The sequence below is a fragment of the Rhodococcus sp. P-2 genome, from assembly GCF_016598535.1.
Lineage (GTDB): Bacteria > Actinomycetota > Actinomycetes > Mycobacteriales > Mycobacteriaceae > Rhodococcus_F > Rhodococcus_F baikonurensis.
Genome location: NZ_CP066779.1, coordinates 5,067,838 through 5,088,363 on the forward strand (window position 1 = coordinate 5,067,838; position 20,526 = coordinate 5,088,363).

Here is a 20,526-nt window from a genome sequence, read left to right on the forward strand (position 1 = left end):
TTCTACCGAGAGTTCTACCGAGAGTGTTGTTCTACAGAGTGATTCCGCAGAGCAGCGTTCGAATAGAGATTTTTCAGCTAGTTCTTCAAAGTCAGAACTGCTCGACCGCAGCGACCAGCCCTCGCTGAAACCGAGCAGCCGTCAAGAAACAAGACTCCGGAAGGAGCTCGCATGACCGTCACATCAGACCAGGCGACTACCACTGCGGCAGCAGGCACCGAGCCGCTCACGCAGGAAGAGACCATCGCGTCCCTCGGTCATTACGGCTACGGCTGGTCCGATTCCGACGAAGCCGGAGCCAGCGCGCAGCGCGGGTTGTCCGAGGCTGTCGTGCGGGACATCTCCGCCAAGAAGAGCGAGCCCGAGTGGATGCTCGACATCCGTCTCAAGGCGCTGCGCACCTTCGACAAGAAGCCGATGCCGAACTGGGGCAGCGACCTCGAAGGCATTCACTTCGACAACATCAAGTACTTCGTCCGGTCCAGCGAGAAGCAGGCCGAGTCGTGGGAAGACCTGCCCGAGGACATCAAGAACACGTACGACAAGCTCGGCATCCCCGAGGCGGAGAAGCAGCGCCTCGTTGCCGGCGTCGCAGCTCAGTACGAGTCCGAGGTCGTCTACCACTCGATCCGTGAGGATCTCGAGGAGCAGGGCGTCATCTTCCTCGACACGGACACCGGCCTCAAGCAGCACCCGGAGCTGTTCAAGGAGTACTTCGGATCGGTCATCCCGGCCGGCGACAACAAGTTCTCCGCGCTGAACACCGCCGTGTGGTCGGGCGGCTCGTTCATCTACGTTCCGCCGGGAGTCCACGTGGACATCCCGCTGCAGGCGTACTTCCGCATCAACACCGAGAACATGGGTCAGTTCGAGCGCACCCTGATCATCGTCGACGAAGATGCCTCCGTGCACTACGTCGAGGGTTGCACCGCGCCGATCTACAAGTCCGATTCACTGCACTCGGCCGTAGTCGAGATCATTGTGAAGAAGGGCGGCCACTGCCGTTACACGACCATCCAGAACTGGTCCAACAACGTCTACAACCTGGTGACCAAGCGCACCAAGGTCGAAGCCGGCGGATCCATGGAGTGGGTCGACGGCAACATCGGCTCCAAGGTCACTATGAAGTACCCGGCCGTGTGGCTGATGGGCGAGTACGCCCGCGGTGAGGTTCTCTCCGTCGCGTTCTCCGGCGAGGGCCAGCACCAGGACACCGGCGCCAAGATGCTCCACCTCGCGCCGCACACGTCCTCGACCATCATCAGCAAGTCTGTCGCCCGTGGCGGTGGACGTGCGTCGTACCGCGGTCTGGTTCAGGTCAACAAGGGTGCCCACGGCTCCAAGTCGACCGTCAAGTGTGACGCTCTGCTCGTCGACCAGATCAGCCGCAGCGACACCTACCCGTACGTCGACATCCGCGAGGACGACGTCACCATGGGTCACGAGGCCACGGTGTCCAAGGTCAGCGACGATCAGCTCTTCTACCTGATGAGCCGCGGACTGACCGAGGACGAGGCGATGGCCACCATCGTGCGTGGATTCGTCGAGCCCATCGCGAAGGAACTCCCGATGGAGTACGCGCTCGAGCTCAACCGCCTTATCGAACTTCAGATGGAAGGGGCTGTGGGTTAGTGACCACGCCAGAGACCGGAGTCATCGGAGCTGTTGCCGGGGAGAACCCGACCGCTCCAGTAAAGGGTGCAGCCACCGGCTCGCCCATCACGAACAAGGGTGAGCAGTTCTCCTCGTTCGACGTCAATGCATTCGAGGTCCCGGGCGGACGTGACGAGATCTGGCGGTTCACCCCGCTGCGTCGTCTGCGCGGCTTGCACGACGGCAGTGCCGTTGCCAACGCTCAGGTCACCGTCGAGGTGGACGGGGGAAGCGACATCACCGTCGAGACCGTCGGCCGTGACGACGAGCGTCTGGGCAAGGCTGGTGTTCCTGCGGATCGCATTGCAGCGCAGGCGTACTCGAGCTTCGAGACTGCGACGGTCATCTCGGTTGGTGCCGAGGTCGAGGTCGAGAAGCCCGTCGTGGTCACCATGACCGGCCCCGGAGTCGACAATGTCGCCTTCGGACACACCCAGATTCGTCTGGCGCAGTTCGCCAAGGCGACGTTCGTGATCGACCAGCGTGGCAGCGGAACCTTTGCGGAGAACATCGAATTCGTTCTCGGTGACAGCTCGCAGTTGACCGTGGTGGCGATTCAGGACTGGGCGGACGATGCAGTTCACGTCACGTCACACCATGCTCGCCTGAACCGCGACGCAGTGCTTCGGTACACCTCGATCAGCCTGGGCGGCGACCTGGTTCGCCTGTCCGCCACCGTCAAGTACGACGGACCGGGCGGCGACGCCGAACTGCTCGGCCTGTACTTCGCCGACGCCGGCCAGCACCTGGAACAGCGTCTGCTGGTGGATCATTCGCAGCCCAACTGCAAGTCCAACGTGGTCTACAAGGGTGCGCTTCAGGGCGATCCCGGATCCGGCAAGCCCGACGCGCACACCGTGTGGATCGGCGACGTTCTCATCCGCGCCGCAGCGGAGGGCACCGACACGTTCGAGCTCAACCGCAACCTGGTGCTGACCGACGGCGCCCGCGCCGACTCGGTTCCGAACCTCGAAATCGAGACCGGTGAGATCGTCGGAGCCGGTCACGCAAGTGCAACGGGACGTTTCGACGACGAGCAGCTGTTCTATCTGCGTGCTCGTGGTATCCCGGAGGATCAGGCTCGCCGTCTGGTCGTACGTGGGTTCTTCCACGAAATCATCAACAAGATCGCTGTTCCCGAGGTGCGCGATCGCCTCGAAGCCGCAGTCGAAGCCGAACTCGCAGCCGTCGGCTCCTGACCGCCCCGCCGGCGACACCACCCCGTCGCTACGCTCGCCCGCCTCATCTTGAAGGAATTTCATGTCTACCAGTGACAACAACACCACCTCGGTCCTCGAGGTTCGTGACCTGCACGTCGAGGTCGCCAACTCCGATGCGAACGCCGAGCCCATCCAGATCCTCAAGGGTGTCGACCTGACGGTCCGCTCCGGCGAGACCCACGCGATCATGGGCCCCAACGGCTCCGGCAAGTCGACTCTGTCGTACGCCATCGCCGGTCACCCCAAGTACCAGGTCACGTCCGGCTCCATCACCCTCAACGGTGAAGACGTCCTCGCGATGAGCGTCGACGAGCGTGCACGTGCCGGGCTCTTCCTGGCCATGCAGTACCCCGTCGAGGTCCCCGGCGTTTCCATGTCCAACTTCCTGCGCACCGCCGCTACGGCCGTGCGAGGCGAGGCTCCCAAGCTGCGCCACTGGGTCAAGGAAGTCAAGGAAGCCCTCAGCGAGCTCGAGATCGACCCCTCGTTCATCGAGCGCTCGGTCAACGAAGGTTTCTCCGGTGGCGAGAAGAAGCGCCACGAGATCCTGCAGTTGGGCATGCTCAAGCCGAAGATCGCGATCCTCGACGAGACCGACTCCGGCCTCGACGTCGACGCTCTGCGCACCGTCTCCGAAGGTGTCAACCGCTACAAGGAGCGCGAGAACGGCGGCGTTCTGCTGATCACGCACTACACGCGCATTCTGCGCTACATCAACCCCGACTTCGTTCACGTGTTCGTCGGTGGCCGCATCGTCGAGTCCGGCGGACCGGAACTGGCCGACGAGCTCGAGACCAACGGCTACGTTCGTTTTACCGCGGACACCGCAGCTACCCAGGGAGCGTAATCACGATGACCACCTCGGTGCGCGAGCTCGACGTCACAGCGGTTCGGGCCGACTTCCCGATCCTGGCGCGAACCGTGCGCGACGGAAAACCTTTGGTGTACTTGGATTCCGGCGCTACCTCGCAGCGTCCGGTCCAGGTTCTCGATGCCGAACGGGACTTCCTGACCACGTGTAACGCGGCAGTACACCGGGGTGCTCATCAGCTCGCAGAAGAGGCGACGGACGCGTACGAGAATGCTCGCGCCACCATCGCTTCCTTCGTGGGCGCGGATTCGGACGAGTTGGTGTTCACCAAGAACGCCACCGAGGCACTGAATCTCGTCACCTACGTTCTCGGTGACGATCGCTTCGACCGCCATGTCGGTCCTGGCGACGAAATCGTCATCACCGAACTCGAACACCACGCCAACCTCGTTCCCTGGCAGGAACTTGCGCGCCGAACCGGTGCGACGCTCAAGTGGTACGGCGTGACCGACGACGGCCGGATCGATCTCGATTCGCTGGAGTTGACGGACGCGGTGAAGGTTGTTTCGTTCACCCACCAGTCCAACGTGACCGGCGCTATCGCACCCGTCGAGGAATTGGTGCGACGAGCACGCGCCGTCGGTGCACTCGTCGTGCTCGACGCGTGCCAGTCGGTGCCTCACATGGCCGTCGACTTCCACGAATTGGGCGTGGACTACGCGGCGTTCTCCGGTCACAAGATGCTCGGCCCTTCGGGGGTCGGAGTTCTCTACGGCCGTCGTGAACTGCTGGCAGCGATGCCTCCGTTCATCACCGGTGGCTCGATGATCGAGACGGTCACCATGGAGGTCAGTACCTACGCGCCGCCGCCTCAGCGTTTCGAGGCCGGCGTACCGATGACCTCACAGGTGGTCGGACTGGGCGCTGCCGTGGATTACCTGAACACCTTCGGGATGGACGCAGTCGCCGCGCACGAGCACGTGTTGGTCGAGGATGCTCTCGAGAAGCTGTCTGCGATCGAAGGTCTGCGCATCATCGGACCACAGACGTCCGAGAACCGCGGCGGCGCGATTTCCTTTGTCGTGGACGGTATTCATGCCCACGACCTCGGGCAGATCCTCGACGACGAGGGCGTCGCGATCCGCGTCGGACACCATTGTGCGTGGCCGCTGCACCGTAAGTTCGGTGTCGCTGCGACGGCCCGTGCGTCGTTTGCGCTCTACAACACCACCTCGGAAATCGATGTTCTCGTCGCAGCGATCAAGCGTGCGCAGGAATTTTTCGGTGTCGCAGGGGAGTTGAACTGAATCATGCGCATGGAGCAGATGTATCAGGAAGTGATCCTCGATCACTACAAACATCCGCACGGCCGCGGACTCCGTGAGCCGTTCGGCGCCGAGGTGCACCACGTCAACCCGACGTGTGGCGACGAGGTGACGTTGCGCGTCCAGATCTCCGAGGACGGAACGGTCTCCGACGTCTCGTACGACGGGCAGGGTTGTTCGATCAGCCAGGCGTCGACGTCGGTGCTCAACGACCTCGTCATCGGGATGCAGGTCACCGACGCACTGAAGACGGTGACGGCGTTCAACGAGATGGTGAGCAGTCGGGGCACCGTCGAGGGGGACGAGGACGTTCTCGGTGACGGCATCGCGTTCGTCGGTGTCTCGAAGTATCCGGCACGCGTGAAGTGCGCCTTGCTCGGATGGATGGCATTCAAGGATGCTGTAGTCCAGATCGTCGACGGCGGTGCTGTCACGATGGCGGACAGCAGCAGTGAATTGGTCGACACGACTGAAGGACAGGGATCATGACCGAGACACAACCAGTGCAGGACGCCGAGGTCGGCGCTCCGGTGAATCCGAATCCCGATTCCACTGCGGAATTCGGTGGCGCACAGGGCAGTGGCACTGTCCCGTCGCCTGAGCGACTCGACGAACTCGAAGAAGCGATGCGCGACGTCGTCGACCCCGAACTGGGAATCAACGTCGTGGATCTCGGCTTGGTCTACGGACTCTTCGAAGACGACGGCGTCGTCACGATCGACATGACTTTGACGTCGGCGGCGTGCCCGTTGACCGACGTGATCGAGGACCAGGCACGCGGCGCACTGGTGCGTAGCGATCTGTGTACCGACATGAAGATCAACTGGGTGTGGTTGCCGCCGTGGGGACCGGACAAGATCACCGAAGACGGACGCGAGCAACTGCGCGCACTCGGCTTCACGGTCTGACAAGCAACCTCGGCACGATCAACTGAATAGATTTCACCGGAGCGTCGGTGCCCGTTCGTCGGGTACCGGCGCTTCGGTTTGTTATATAGGGCAGTTTTAGCCATGATATTCAGGACAATAGTCCCAAATGGTTGTTTGATGAATATTTGCTGGAAGCTGACTGATCGGTAACATCGCAGCTGATTGTCACGATGTGATCTCCGGCGGGCGATTTGCCAGTTTCCGCCCGAGCTTTCCAATGTATTCGTCTCATTTCGAAGTGCCCCGATCAGTTCGAGGCGTCCAGCGGACGCATATACCTGTTTGCATCATGATCAAGTTGTAAGAGGGAGATTCGTGTGGATGGCAGTCCCGACCGAGGAATCGTTTCCGCAGCTCGTCCGGACGACGAACTCACCTTCCCTCTTTCTGCCGCGCAACTTTCCCTGCTTGTCGCACAACAGCTTCGGCCCGAGATTCCCGTCAGCATCGCTCAGTACGTCGACGTGGACGGCCCGCTCGACATCGAGCTGCTGACCGCTGCCAGTAAACAGACCGGCCGTGAGATCGGCTCCGGATACCTGCGCCTGGTCGAGGTGGACGGAGTTGCGCGTCAGTGGCTCGATCTCGACATGGACGACTCCCTCGACGTGGTCGATCTTCGAGACGAATCGGATCCGGAATCGGCGGCGCGAGAGTGGATGCGCAGAGAGCACACTGCTGCCATCGATCCGTTCACCGATCGCCTGGTCCGGCTGGCGGTCTTGGTGCTTGGCGACGACCATTCCTACTGGTACAGCCGTATTCACCATGTAGCGCTCGACGGTTTCGGCGCGATGTCGATGATGAACCGCACAGCCGAGATCTACACCGCCGCGGTGCGGGATCTGCCGGTTCCCCCAGCGGTAACTGCCCCCCTCCAATCGTTGGTGAAGGCGGAGTCCGACTATCTGGGCTCTTCCCGGTGGGAGCGTGATCGCGACTACTGGAACACCAAGATGGCCGACAAGCCGGGCGGAACCTCGCTCGCGTCCTCGACTGCTCCGTCGCAGGCGTGGTCACGCCTGCGGTCCGCGACGGTGCCTTCGGAACTGCGAAGCTCTCTCGAACGGCTCGCTGCCGCCCACGACGTGACGACGTCGTCCGTGGTGATCGGTGCTCTGGCGTCTTACCTCGCCCGGGCCACCGGGACCCGCGACGTGGTCCTCAGTCTGCCGGTGTCGGGGCGGACGACAAAAGCTGCTCGCCGGTCCGGCGGAATGATGTCGAACGTCGTTCCGATACGTGCGAGTGTCGACCCGCACTTCGCGGTCGGGGACCTGCTGCACGAGGTGAAGATCGAACTCACCGGCGCACTGCGTCATCAGAAGTATCGCCACGAAGACCTACGACGCGACCTCAACGCCGGCGATCACAGCATCGCCGACGGACGCGGCTTCCACGGGCCTTTGATCAACCTCATGCTGTTCCATTCCGGAATCACTCTCGGGGACGCGCACGGCGAACTGAACGTGATCTCGACCGGGCCGATCGAAGACCTCTCGGTCAACGTCTATCAGACTTCCGCAGCCGAAGAGATCCAGATCGACTTCGCCGCGAATCCGGACCTCTACACCGACGAGGACATCTCGCGTCACCACCGACGTTTCCTCGAATTCCTCGACTTGTTCTGCGCCGCAGAAGCGGGAACTCGATTGATGGACATCGACCCCGACGCCGCGGGGAAGTGGATCGCCGAAGTCCAACACGCCCGCAACGTAGAGTACTGGTCTGCGACATTGTCGAGCCCCGCGGAGGATCTGGGTTTGCCGGTCGTCGCGGGAACCGGTCGAACGTCCACGCCTCTCGAGATCGAGGCAGACCTCTGCCGGCGCCTCGAGACGATGGCGACGACGATGAACACCAGTCTGTTCGTGCTGTTCCAGTCCGCGATGACCGGACTGCTGCGCCGCGTCGGTTCGGCTGACGAGGTGTCGATCGGAGTTTCGGTCCGCGGGTACGGTGCCTCGAACCCGGACGACTTCGTCTCGATGTTCGCCAACCAGTTGGTGCTTCGTTCCACGGTGTCGAACACCATGACGCTCACCGACCTGGTCGGTGCGGTGGACACCGTCGCGATCGAAGCGTTCGAGCACGCCGACATTCTTCTGTCGTCGGTGACCGCCGCACTCGGTGACGGTCGCTGGATGGAGACGGGCCCGTTGTTCCGGGCGATGGTCTGCTTCGAGGAACCACTGGACGCTCACCCGAGATTTCCGGTCCTCATGGTCGGTGCGCCGATCGGATCCGACTTGGCTACAGTGCCGGAACTGTTTGTCTCCCTGGCGATTCCGACTGGTGAGCATGCCGATTTCGAACAGCCGATCTCCGGTGTCCTGGATTGGCTCGGCACGAAGGAGCAAGCCGAGGACCTCGCCGACCGTTTTCTGCGAATCTTGACCGCGATGGTCGGTGCTCCGCACTCGGTGCTCGGCGCCGTGGATCTGCTCCGCCCGGACGCACGCCAGGCGCTGGTACCGCCGGTGCTGCCGATTACCCCGGTCCGAACGCTCTCCGACATCCTTGCCGACCGCACTCGCGCGACCCCGGACGCGATCGCCGTCGTCGCGGGTGGCGAGCGCGTGTCCTACCGCGAACTCGATCGACGATCGAATCAGTTGGCGCGCAAACTCGTCGATCACGGCGTGCAATCCGAGTCGTTGGTCGGAATCATGCTGCCCAAATCGGTCGACATGATCGTTGCCGCAGTCGCGGTGGCGAAGGCCGGCGGCGGATACCTCCCACTCGATCGTGCGCACCCGGCCGAGCGTTTGGCGTACGTGGTCGAGGATGCGCAACCGGTGTGCATCGTCTCCGATTCCACCTTCCCGGACGCCGATGTGGCGGTCATCGGAATCGACTCCGACGAGTACTCCGGGGAGAGTCTGGAAACCGCTGAGCGCCCGCGCGGGCACGGAGCCGACAATCTGGCGTACGTGATCTACACCTCGGGGTCGACGGGTCGACCCAAAGGCGTCTCCGTCACCCACGCCACCGTGGTGCGATTGTTCGAGAACACGCATGTCGAATTCGGATTCGACGGCAACGACGTGTGGACGATGTTCCACTCGTTCGCCTTCGACTTCTCGGTGTGGGAACTGTGGGGCGCACTGCTCCACGGTGGAACCCTGGTGCTGGTCGATCACGAAGTCTCACGCGACCCCGATGCCTTCCGAGCGCTGGTCGCCGCAGAAGGCGTCACCGTGCTCAATCAGACGCCCTCGGCCTTCTACCAGTACATCGAAGCCGACCTCCGGGCCGATTCGGAGACTCGGCTCCGGTACGTGATCTTCGGTGGCGAAGCATTGGACCTGCGCCGACTCGGACGCTGGTACGACAATCACCCCGGCTACGACAATCACACGAACTCCGGGCCTGCACTCGTCAACATGTACGGCATCACCGAGACCACGGTGCACGTCACGCATCTCGAACTCGACCGACCGAGCGCGAGTTCGGTGACGGGCAGTCGGATCGGCGACGCGATCGACGGACTTCGCGTGTACTTGCTCGACGAGCACCTCTCGCCGGTCCCGGTGGGAATCGCGGGGGAGATCTACGTCGCCGGCGGCCAACTCGCCCGTGGATATCTGGGCCGACCCGACCTCACCGCGGGCCGGTTCGTCGCCGATCCCTTCAACGCCGGCGGCCGGCGGTTGTACCGGTCCGGCGACCGAGCACGGTGGATTGCGCCCGGGCAACTCGAATACCTCGGACGCGGCGACGCGCAGGTCAAGATCCGCGGCTTCCGGATCGAACTCGGCGAAATCGACTCCGTCATCCTCGGCGCACCGGGAATCGACGACGCAGTGACGGTTGTGGCACCGACGCCGGCGGGCGGCGCTCTCGTGACGTACGTGACCGCTTCTGATTCCGTCGACGCCGAGGTCCTTCGCGCCCACGCCGCCGAAGTTCTCCCGACCTACATGGTTCCCGATGCCTTCATGGTCATCGATTCGATTCCGTTGACCACCAACGGAAAACTCGACCGGCGTGCGCTGCCGTCGCCGATCCTCGCCTCCACCAAGGTCTTCCGGCCCCCGACGACGCCGACCGAGGACAAGGTCGCCGCGGTTCTGGCTGACATTCTCGGTAGCGGGCCGCTCGGACTCGACGACAATTTCTTCCATCTGGGTGGAAACTCGCTGGTAGCGACGACGGCTGTGGCTCGCTTGACCGAAGCAACCGGAGTGCGGATGCCTCTGCGAGCACTCTTCGATCACCCCACGGTCTCCGGGATCGCGGCGACCATCGAGCGTGCCGCACAAACTCCGGACGCCGACGGTATTCAGGTCGTGGCCCGGCCGGCCGTGCTACCTCTCGCACCCGCCCAGCAGCGACTGTGGTTCCTCAATCGCGTCGCGCCGGAATCGGGCGCGTACAACATTCCACTGGCGGTGTCGTTGCGTGGTGGCGTCGACGCCGACGCACTCAGCGCTGCGATCGTGGACGTCGTGACACGTCACGAGTCACTACGCACCGTGTTTCCTCAAATCGGGGACAACGCGACGCAGAAGGTGCTGGGCCTGGGCGAGGGGATCGCAGGGCTCGAGTCGATCGACGTGGAACGCGGAAGCCTCGAGAGAGTGATCTTCGAATTCTCTTCGGCGGGTTTCGATCTGGTCCGCGAACGCCCGGTGCGCTACCTGCTGATCACTGTCGCCGACGAGAAGGAAGGCGATGACGAGGAAGCTGTCCTCGTCGTGGTCCTGCACCACATGGTGGCCGACGGTTGGTCACTCGCTCCGTTGGCTGCTGATCTCACCGGCGCCTACGCCGCCCGCGTCGGCGGCAACAGCCCGCAGTGGGCGCCGCTTCCAGTGCAGTACGCCGACTACACGCTCTGGCACCGGGAGCACCTCGGGGACGCGGCATCCACCGATTCGCTTGCCCACTCACAGATCACGTTCTGGAAGCAGCAACTGGCGGGAGCGCCCGAGCAACTCCACCTGCCGACGGACCGTCCGCGCCCACTCGACCCGACCATGCGCGGGGCCGGCGTCGACATCAGAATTGGCGCTTCCACACATCAGAAGCTCGCTGTACTTGCTGCCGATCACGACGCCACGCCTTTCATCGCCCTGCACGCGTGCTTCGCCCTTCTTTTGGCTCGCTACAGCGGCACAGACGACATCGTCGTCGGAACACCGGTGGCGGGACGAGGGGACAGGTCTCTCGATCTGCTCGTCGGCATGTTCGTCAACACCCTTGCCTTGCGGACCATCGTCGACCGTGATGTGACCTTCGGGGAGTACCTCGCGCAGGTCAGAGCTGTCGACGTGGATGCCTTCGACAATGCGGACATACCATTCGACGTCGTCGTGGACGCGCTCGAACTGGACCGCTCGCCCGCACACCACCCGGTGTTCCAGGCTGCCATCACCTCTCGGATAACCACCACTCACACAGCTGAACTGGCCGGGGTGTCGATGACGGCCCGGGCAGTCGAGACGGGGTTGACCAAGTTCGACCTCGAGCTCACGGTCACCGAGCGCCGCGAGGCCGGGGCCGCAGCTGGGATCGATGCCACGTTCACCTACTCCACCGACCTGTTCGACGGCTCGACCGTCGAAGCGTTGGCGCGAAACTTCGTGACACTCGTCGAATCGGCGGTCTCGGAACCGACTGCACCGGTGGGTGACCTTCGTGTACTCGGATCCCGGGAGAGTGCCGCGATATTGCCGCGCCGCGGTGTGGCTTCGGTGGGCGAATCGACGCTGGCGCAGATCCTCGGGGATACCGCGAGGACGTATCCCGACGCGATCGCCCTCGAAGACTCCGAGCGTTCACTGTCGTACGGGGAGCTGGAGCGTCGATCGAATCGGATCGCTCGATACCTCATGGACCTGGGCGTCGGCCCCGAGACACCGGTCGCATTGGCAGTCGCCCGATCGGTCGACTCGGTGCTCGCAGTCTGGTCGGTCACCAAAGCCGGCGGCGTTTTCGTCCCGGTCGATCCCCGTTATCCCGCAGATCGAGTTGCGCACATGCTCGAGGATTCGGGTGTGCGCATTGGAATTCGGTCCGCCGAGGTCGCGGCCGGTCCGGCAACCGGCGGGAATGTCGCAGTTTGGATCGACCTCGGCGACGCGGACACGGTTGCAGAATGTGCCGCCTACTCCGACGCCGCCATCGACGACGCGGACAGAACAGGATCGATCACTGCGGCGTCGGCCGCGTACGTCATCTACACGTCCGGGTCGACCGGAGTGCCGAAGGGCACCGTCGTCACCCACGCAGGTTTGGCGAATCTTGCTCGCGAACAACAGGATCGGTACCGGATCACCGCCGCGTCGCGAACTTTGCATTTTGCATCGCCGAGCTTCGACGGTGCCGTCCTCGAGCTACTGCTGGCCGGTTCGACCGGCGCGACGATGGTGATCGCCCCTCCCGACATCTACGGCGGGGAGGCTTTGAGCGAGTTCCTCCGACGCCGCGAGGTCACTCATGCCTTCATCACTCCGGCTGCTCTGGCGACTGTCGATCCGGCGGGCGTGACGGCACTGGAATGCGTAGTCGTCGGCGGCGATGTGTGCACTCCGGAATTGGTCTCGAGCTGGGGCAACGGGCGCAGACTGCACAACGGATACGGTCCGACCGAAACCACTGTCATGGTTGCCATCAGTGACGCACTCTCACCGGGCGAGCCGATCACCATCGGTGGTCCCATCCGCGGAATCGACGCCGTGGTGCTCGACGCTCGGCTGCAACCGGTCCCGATCGGCGGCGTCGGCGAGCTGTACATCGGTGGGCCGGGCCTCGCACGGGGTTACCACCTCCGTCCAGCACTGACGTCGGATCGTTTTGTCGCGCATCCGTACTCGACGCCCGGTGCGCGGATGTACCGCACCGGTGACCTGGTCCGCTGGACGAAGGACCTGACCCTTCGCTACGTGGGCCGCAGCGACCATCAGCTCAAGATCCGCGGGTTCCGCATCGAACTCGGCGAGATCGACGCTGCTCTGATGGATTCCCCTCTCGTTCACTTCGCCACGACGATTCCCGTCGAATCCGTCGCAGGCACCACCTTGGCGTCGTACGTGTTGCTGAGCGGCGACGCTGATATCGAGTCGCTCTTCGTGGGACTCGCCGACAGCTTGCCTCGGTACATGATTCCGTCGTCGATCACCCCGATCGACGCGATTCCGTTGACCCCGGTCGGCAAACTCGATCGCAGAGCATTGCCGACGCCGGTTCCACGCGAAATCCTCGGCACGGGTCGTGAACCCGAGGCCGGGCTCGAACGAACCGTTGCCGACGTGTTCGCTTCACTGCTCGACGTACCCGAGGTCCGGGCCGGAGACAGCTTCTTCGATCTCGGGGGCCATTCACTCGTCGCGACGCAGGTGTCCGCGCGGTTGAGCGCGGCGACGGGACTCGCCGTGGACGTGCGCTCGATCTTCGAAGCACCGACAGTCGAAGCGCTCGCCGCACATCTGGCCACAAGCGCCGAAGAATCCGACGATCGACCTGCCCTGACCGCCGGCGCTCGCTCTGCCCGCCTACCGCTCTCCGCTGCGCAACAGCGACTGTGGTTCGTCAATCGCTTCGATCCGCAGTCCTCGGTCTACAACATCCCGTTCGCGATCCGGATCACCGGGGACATCCACGGCGACGCCCTCGAGGAGGCGCTCTCGGACGTCATTGCGCGTCACGAGGTGCTTCGAACGATCTACGTCGACAGCGCGGACGGACCGAGCCAGGTCATCCGAGCAATTTCCGATGTGCAGTTCTCCGTCGAGCGCTATTTCGGCTCTGAAGGTGTCGACTCGGCGACGACGGAGTTCGCATCGCGTGGGTTCGATCTCGGTTCGGATCTGCCGATTCGGGCAATGCTCGTGCGCGAGGACGCCGATGTTCACGTACTGGTCGTCGTCATCCACCACATCGCCTTCGACGGCTGGTCCCTGACTCCCTTTGCCGCAGATTTCATCGCGGCGTACTCCGCACGCGTCGTCTCGGATGCACCCGTATTTGCGCCGCTCGAGGTGCAGTACGCCGATTACGCGGTGTGGCAGAAAGACTCGCTCGGGCAGATCGACGACCAGGAGTCTCTGGTTGCCCGCGAGCTGACGTTCTGGACAGCTGCCATGGCGGCTGCCCCGGACGAAGTGCTGTTACCCGTGGATCGCCCACGCGGATCTGTCACCACGACCGCCGTCGGATCGGTGCCGATCGTCATCGACGCGGCGACGGTGGAGCAACTCGCCGCCTTGGCGAGGCGCAGTGGTACGACGCAGTTCATGGTCGTACACGCGATCCTGGCGGTTGTTCTCGCGCGTCTCGGTGCTACCGACGATGTGGTGATCGGTACCCCGGTGGCCGGCCGCGGGCGACCCGAACTGGATTCCCTGATCGGGATGTTCGTCAATTCGGTACCCCTTCGCACACCGGTCGACCACCGAGCGTCGTTCACCGACCTGCTCGAGGGCGTCCGCGACCGCGACCTCGCCGCCTTCGCCCACTCCGAGTTGCCCTTCGAGGTGTTGGTCGACGCCCTCGACCTCGACCGGTCCACCACGCGACATCCACTGTTTCAGGTCATGCTGTCGTACCACCAGAATGTGGTCTCGCCGCAGGTCACAGTTCACGGCGCACGTCTCGAAGCGCAACCACTCGAGCCGTCCGTCGCGAAGTTCGACCTCGAGTTCACTCTGCTGGCAGGCAATTCCGAGAACGCGGAGATCACCGGATCGCTCAGGTTTGCCGAGGCGCTCTTCGACATCGCCACCGCGGAAACGATCGCCGCCCGTGTGCAGTCGGTAGCCCGCGCCGTCGCCGCGGAGCCGGACACCGCGATCGACGACATCGAATTCCTCAGTGCCCTCGAGCGAGAGTCACTCGTGCCCGTACGCGGTCCGGCATGGACCAGCTCGCGCACCTTGGCCGAAATATTGACGCGGACGGCCAACAGTTCAGGGGATTCGGTGGCCCTTCGATCGGGTGACACCACCGTGCTCTACCGAGATCTGTTCGCCCGTGCATCGGCGCTTGCCCGCCGTTTGACCACGGAAGGAATCGGTGCCGAAGACATTGTGGCAATAGCGATTCCGCGTTCGATCGACTCGATCATCGCGTTGTGGGGCGTTTCCTTGACCGGTGCTGCGTTTGTTCCTGTCGATCCGCGATACCCCGCCGATCGCATTCTGCACATGCTCACCGACTCCGGAGCCACTCGCGGAGTGACGACGGAAGCAGTGATCGAATCGCTGCCCCGGCCCGTTCCGTGGATGACGATGGACGACATCGAGGACGACGGTACCGGTCAAGCGATTCCCGCAGCGCCGATCCGAATCGACAACCTCGCCTACATCATCTACACCTCCGGATCGACGGGAAAACCCAAGGGGGTCAGCGTTACTCACCGTGGCCTGAGCGCATTGGCTGCCGAGCAGACGGCGCGCTACGGCATCTCGGCGCAGTCGAGGACGCTGCACTTCTCCTCACCGAGCTTCGACGCCTCCATCCTCGAACTGCTGCTCGCCGTCGGTGAAGGCGCGACGATGGTGATCGCATCTCCCGACGTCTACGGCGGCGAGGACCTCGCCAAATTGGTCACCGATCAGCAGGTGACCCACGCGTTCATCACACCGGCAGCGCTGGCCTCGGTCGATCCGACCGGGCTGGACGCCTTGCAGTCGATAGTTGTCGGCGGCGAGGCATGCCCACCCGAACTGGTCCGCAAGTGGGCACCGGGTCGCCGGTTGTTCAACGGATACGGGCCGACGGAAACCACCGTCATGGTCTGCATCAGCGATGCGCTGAGCGTGGGGGAGACCGTGACCATCGGCGGACCCGTCCGCGGCGTGTCCGCGGTGGTTCTCGACGGTTCCGCCCGGCCGGTCCCCGTCGGAGTCACCGGCGAGCTCTACATCGCCGGCCTGGGACTTGCCCGCGGCTACCTCGACCAACCCGGGTTGACGGCGACGCGATTCGTGGCAGCGCCGTTCGGCCCGGCCGGTACTCGCATGTACCGGACCGGAGACCTGGTTCGGTGGACACCGCTCGAGACGATCGAATACGTCGGACGCTCCGATCACCAGGTGAAAGTGCGCGGATTCCGCATCGAACTGGGCGAGATCGACTCTGTCCTGAGCGCATACCCCGGCGTCGAGTTCGCGGTCACCGTGGGCGTCGACGCAGCTTCCGGTGAGACGATGTTGGCGTCGTACGTGGTGCTCGGCGACGATGCGGTCGACATGGACGAGTTGCTGAGCCATGCGCGCCGCTCTCTGCCCGCCTTCATGGTGCCGTCGGCGATCACCCCGATCGAGCACGTTCCGCTGACCCCCGTCGGGAAACTCGACCGATCGGCGCTGCCGGCGCCGACACTGCGTTCGTCCGAGCGGAGTGTCGAGCCGCTGACCACCGCGACCGAACTCCAGGTTGCCGGCGTCGTGGCAGAACTGCTGGGTATCGAACAGATCGGTGCGTCGGACAGTTTCTTCGAGCTCGGTGGCAACTCACTGCTCGCCACCAGACTGTCCCAGCGACTCGGCGAATCATTGGGCAGGCAGGTGGCTGTCCGAATGCTGTTCGAGCACCCCGAAATTCGGGAACTTGCCGCAGCACTCGACACATCCACCAGGGTGAAGGCGCTTCCGCCGATCACCGTCGCCGACCGCCCCGATCGAATTCCGCTGTCCTACGCGCAGGCCCGCATCTGGTTCCTCAACCAGATGGATCCGGGCTCACCCGCATACAACGTCCCTGCCGCGATCTCCCTCGACGGTGCACTCGACGTGCCGGCCCTCGAAGCTGCTGTCCTCGATGTGATCGAAAGACACGAAATCCTGCGCACGGTGTTCCCAGATTCCGACACCGGCCCACACCAGGTGATCCAGGATGCATTCACCTCCTTGGAATACGGAACTGCGGACACCCGTGAACCGGCAGAAATCGCCGGAGAATTCGCATCGCGCGGATTCGACATCACGACCCAAGCCCCGATCCGGGCTCTCCTGCTCGAGTCGACGCCGCAGCAACACACTCTGGTCATCGTGATCCACCACGTCGCGGCGGACGGATGGTCGATCGCGCCGTTGATGAAGGACGTGCTCACCGCCTACGTCGCGAGAAGTTCGGGACACGCTCCCGAGTTCACGCCACTCGAGGTGCATTACGCGGACTTCGCCATCTGGCAGCGGGAAGCACTGGGCGCGGTGAACGAATCCGAGAGCGTGCTCGGGGCACAGGCGTCGTACTGGCGGGAGACGTTGCGGGGAGCGCCCGAGCTGATCGACCTTCCGAGCGATCGAGCGCGTCCGCTCACCCAGTCGTTGAGCGGTGCCCACACGGCGGTCTCGCTTCCGGCGCACACCCGGATCGCGGTCGAGGCGGTTGCCGGCTCCAATGCGGCAACGCCGTTCATGGTGTTGCACGCTGCCTATGCCGTCCTGCTGTCCAGGCTGAGTCGAAGCACCGACATCGTGATCGGATCTCCGGTCGCCGGGCGAGGACACCGAGTTCTCGACGACCTCGTGGGAATGTTCGTGGGCACGGTCGGACTGCGCACGACGGTCGATCCCGGGGCGACGTTCGTCGACGTTCTGCGTACTGTCCGCTCCGTCGATCTCGACGCCTTCGCCCACGCGGACATTCCGTTCGAGCAGGTCGTGGACGTGGTGGCGCCGACCCGGACCACCGACCGTCATCCGGTGTTCCAGACGATGATCTCGTTCCACGGCGCCCACCCGACGACGTGGGACCTGCCTGGACTTGCCGTTCGTGCCCACGAGATCACACCGGACATCGCCAAGTACGACCTGCAGTTCACCGTTGTCGAACAGACCGCGGAGGAAGGCGGCGGCTACGAGGCCTCCCTCACGTACGCGAAGGATCTCTTCGACACCGATACGGCGGAGTCGTTTGCGGTGATGCTGGAAACGATCATCGAGACACTGACTGCCCAGCCCTCCGCCGTCGTCGGTGACGTCGATCTTGCGGTACGCGGCCTGCGTGCGTTGCCCGGGCGTCCGGCCGGCGACGCTTTGACCTTGCCGGAGCTGCTGCTTCGCGGCGCCGCCGATCCACACGCTCCCGCAATCGTCGACGTCGCCGCATCCGCCACGCTCACCTACGGCGAACTCGACCGACGCTCCGACGCAATGGCCTTTGCGTTGATCGCACGCGGAATAGCGCCGGAAATGATTGTGGCACTGGCGCTTCCGAGGTCGGCCGACTACGTGATCGCGCTCTGGGCCGTTGCGAAAGCCGGCGGGGTGTTCCTTCCCGTGGATCCGGCGTACCCCGCCGAGCGGATCGAGCACATGCTCACCGACAGCGGGGCAGCACTCGGTATCACCAGAGGCGAGTATCTGACCGGTCTGCCAGACGTCACATCGTGGATCGAGCTGGACGCGGTCGAATTCACCACCGAAATCGAGGCCGTCCATTCCGAGACACTGCCGGACGCGCCACTCGAGCTCGACAATCCCGCCTACCTGATCTACACCTCGGGCTCGACCGGAAAACCCAAGGGAGTGTTGGTCACTCACGCGGGGTTGGCCGCGTTTGCCGACGAACAGCGCGACCGTTTCGGCGTCACCGCGCACTCTCGCGCTCTGAGCTTCGCCTCGACGAGCTTCGACGCGTCGGTCCTCGAACTCCTTCTGGCCTTCGGCGCCGGCGCAACGATGGTGATCGCACCTCCGACCGTTCTCGGCGGTGTCGAACTGCACGACCTACTCGACGAGCAGACGATCACCCATGCTTTCGTGACTCCGGCAGCCTTGACGACTGTCGATCCCGCCGGGCTCGACCATCTCGAAGCCGTCGTTGTCGGGGGCGACGCCTGCTCCGCCGACCTCGTATCTCGGTGGGCGCCGGGGCGCCGTATGTTCAACGCGTACGGCCCGACCGAGGCCACCGTCGCAGTCACCATCAGCGATTCACTGGTCGCGGGGGAGCCCGTGACAATCGGCGGTCCGATCCGCGGCGTGGACGCGATGATTCTCGATTCCCGACTGCACTCGGTCCCCGGACAGGTCGTCGGTGAGCTCTACGTCAGCGGTGACGGCCTCGCCCGCGGGTACCTCGGCAACCCCGCGCTCACCGCCACACGGTTCGTCGCCGACCCGCACGGACCCGAAGGTGCTCGGATGTACCGCACCGGGGATCTGGTGCGCGAAGATCGCGCCGGGGCGCTGATCTACCTCGGACGCGCGGACCAGCAAGTCAAGGTCCGCGGGTTCCGGATCGAACTCGGCGAAATCGACGCGGTGCTGGCGTCCGACGCATCCGTGCATTCCGCTGTCAGCGTGGTCGTCGGTGACGGCGTCGACGCTCGGATCGTCGCCTACGTCGTCCCCGCATACGCGGACGTCGACGTCACCGCGCTACGCCGTCACGCAGGTATGTCCCTGCCTGCGCACATGATCCCGTCCGCCTTTGTCGCGATCGATGCAGTCCCGACCACACCGGCGGGCAAGTTGGATCGCAGCGCTCTGCCTGCTCCCCTCTGGGAGGCGCCGAGTGGACGCAGTCCGGAGGGCAGCGACGAGATTGCGATCTGCGCTGCTTTCGCGGAGGTACTCGATCTCTCCGACGCCGACACGTACGCCGATTCGAGTTTCTTCGAACTCGGCGGAAACTCGCTCATGGCAACGCGCTTGGTCGCTGCCATCGAGGAACGCACCAGCCTGACCGTCCCCGTCGCGTGGATATTCTCCGATCCGACTCCGGAGGCATTGGCGCGCAGACTCTTCGAACTCGAGGAAACAGTTGTGACAAGTGACGCAGATACCTCGGCGCTTGCAATAGTCCTGCCACTACGCCCGGAAGGCCGCGCCGAGCCTCTGTTCTGCATCCATCCGGCCATCGGATTGGCCTGGTGCTACGGGGCACTCGATCGCTACGTCGATTCCAGCCGGCCGCTCTACGGCCTGCAGTCGCCGGTTCTGACCGACCCCGAATTCCGGGCGGAGCTGATCGAGGATTTCGCGGCGCGGTACGTCGAGGAGATCCGCGGAGTCCAGCCCCACGGTCCGTATCATCTGCTCGGCTGGTCGATCGGCGGATTGATCGCCCATGCGGCGGCGGTGCAATTGCAAGCAGCAGGTGAAAGCGTCGCCGACCTTGTTCTGCTCGACAGCTTCGTACTCGAAGACCCGATGATGGCGGGCGCGCAGCCTTCACTCGCCGAACTGATCGGCGGGTTGGGGATCTCGGTCCCGGACGCCGACGAGCGCGATCTGACACCCGAGGACGCCGAAGAGCTCCTGCGCGATGCCATCGGCGATCACCCCTTGGTCTCGAGCGAGCGGATCGAGCGACTGTTCGAGGAGTACTCGGCCGGCGCGGAGCTGGCTCACCGCTACCGCCCGGGCAGGTTCGTGGGCGATCTGCTGTTCTTCTCGGCACAGACCGACACTTTCGACCCACTGCGAACGGCGTCGGCATGGCGGCCGTTCGTGTCCGGGGTGATCATCGACCGTCCGGTGCCCACCTCACACGCCGAGATGTTCACCGAAGCAGGTCTGGAGGCGATCGGCCCTGTCGTGAACCTGGCGGTCGGAACAGGTCGTCATGCGGCCCCGGACGTCGACGCAGAGCTGGACGCTCTGATCGAAGTTCAGGACGTGCGCGGCTGA

The 20,526-nt window shown here is 64.1% G+C and carries 7 protein-coding genes; all 7 read left to right on the forward strand.

All coding sequences use genetic code 11. The annotated features are described in order from the left end of the window. The first annotated feature begins 171 nt into the window (after nt 1–171). The 7 genes from sufB (at nt 172) to I7X09_RS23800 (ending at nt 20,526) form a co-directional block, all read left to right on the forward strand. Entirely contained in the window at nt 172–1,632 is a 1,461-nt protein-coding gene (gene sufB, locus I7X09_RS23770; protein WP_003944799.1) for a Fe-S cluster assembly protein SufB, read from the forward strand. Continuing rightward, on the forward strand, nt 1,632–2,852 hold the full coding sequence (gene sufD, locus I7X09_RS23775) for a Fe-S cluster assembly protein SufD (protein WP_124568616.1): 1,221 nt from the start codon (nt 1,632–1,634) through the stop codon (nt 2,850–2,852). Before sufB ends, sufD begins: the two co-directional genes overlap by 1 nt. Nucleotides 2,853–2,913: 61 nt before the next feature. Beyond that, entirely contained in the window at nt 2,914–3,720 is an 807-nt protein-coding gene (gene sufC / locus I7X09_RS23780; RefSeq protein ID WP_095970175.1) for a Fe-S cluster assembly ATPase SufC, read from the forward strand. A gap of 5 nt (nt 3,721–3,725) precedes the next feature. Beyond that, nucleotides 3,726–4,991 carry a cysteine desulfurase gene (locus I7X09_RS23785; protein WP_095970174.1) on the forward strand — a complete coding sequence of 422 codons (1,266 nt, stop codon included), beginning with the start codon at nt 3,726–3,728 and terminating at the stop codon, nt 4,989–4,991. A 3-nt stretch (nt 4,992–4,994) separates the two neighbouring features. Beyond that, on the forward strand, nt 4,995–5,498 hold the full coding sequence (gene sufU / locus I7X09_RS23790; RefSeq protein WP_200313973.1) for a Fe-S cluster assembly sulfur transfer protein SufU: 504 nt from the start codon (nt 4,995–4,997) through the stop codon (nt 5,496–5,498). Continuing rightward, a complete protein-coding gene (locus I7X09_RS23795; protein WP_003944963.1) occupies nt 5,495–5,917 on the forward strand; it encodes a metal-sulfur cluster assembly factor in 423 nt (140 codons plus the stop codon). The genes sufU and I7X09_RS23795 overlap by 4 nt, the downstream gene beginning before the upstream one ends. 338 nt (nt 5,918–6,255) lie before the next feature. Beyond that, complete coding sequence (locus tag I7X09_RS23800) at nt 6,256–20,526, forward strand: non-ribosomal peptide synthetase (RefSeq protein WP_200313975.1); 14,271 nt, start codon at nt 6,256–6,258, stop codon at nt 20,524–20,526.

Coding starts and splice junctions, on each gene's coding strand:
- sufB (WP_003944799.1), top strand. CDS start 172: ATGACCGTCACATCAGACCAGGCGACTACCACTGCGGCAGCAGGCACC.
- sufU (WP_200313973.1), top strand. CDS start 4,995: ATGCGCATGGAGCAGATGTATCAGGAAGTGATCCTCGATCACTACAAA.
- I7X09_RS23785 (WP_095970174.1), top strand. CDS start 3,726: ATGACCACCTCGGTGCGCGAGCTCGACGTCACAGCGGTTCGGGCCGAC.
- sufC (WP_095970175.1), top strand. CDS start 2,914: ATGTCTACCAGTGACAACAACACCACCTCGGTCCTCGAGGTTCGTGAC.
- I7X09_RS23795 (WP_003944963.1), top strand. CDS start 5,495: ATGACCGAGACACAACCAGTGCAGGACGCCGAGGTCGGCGCTCCGGTG.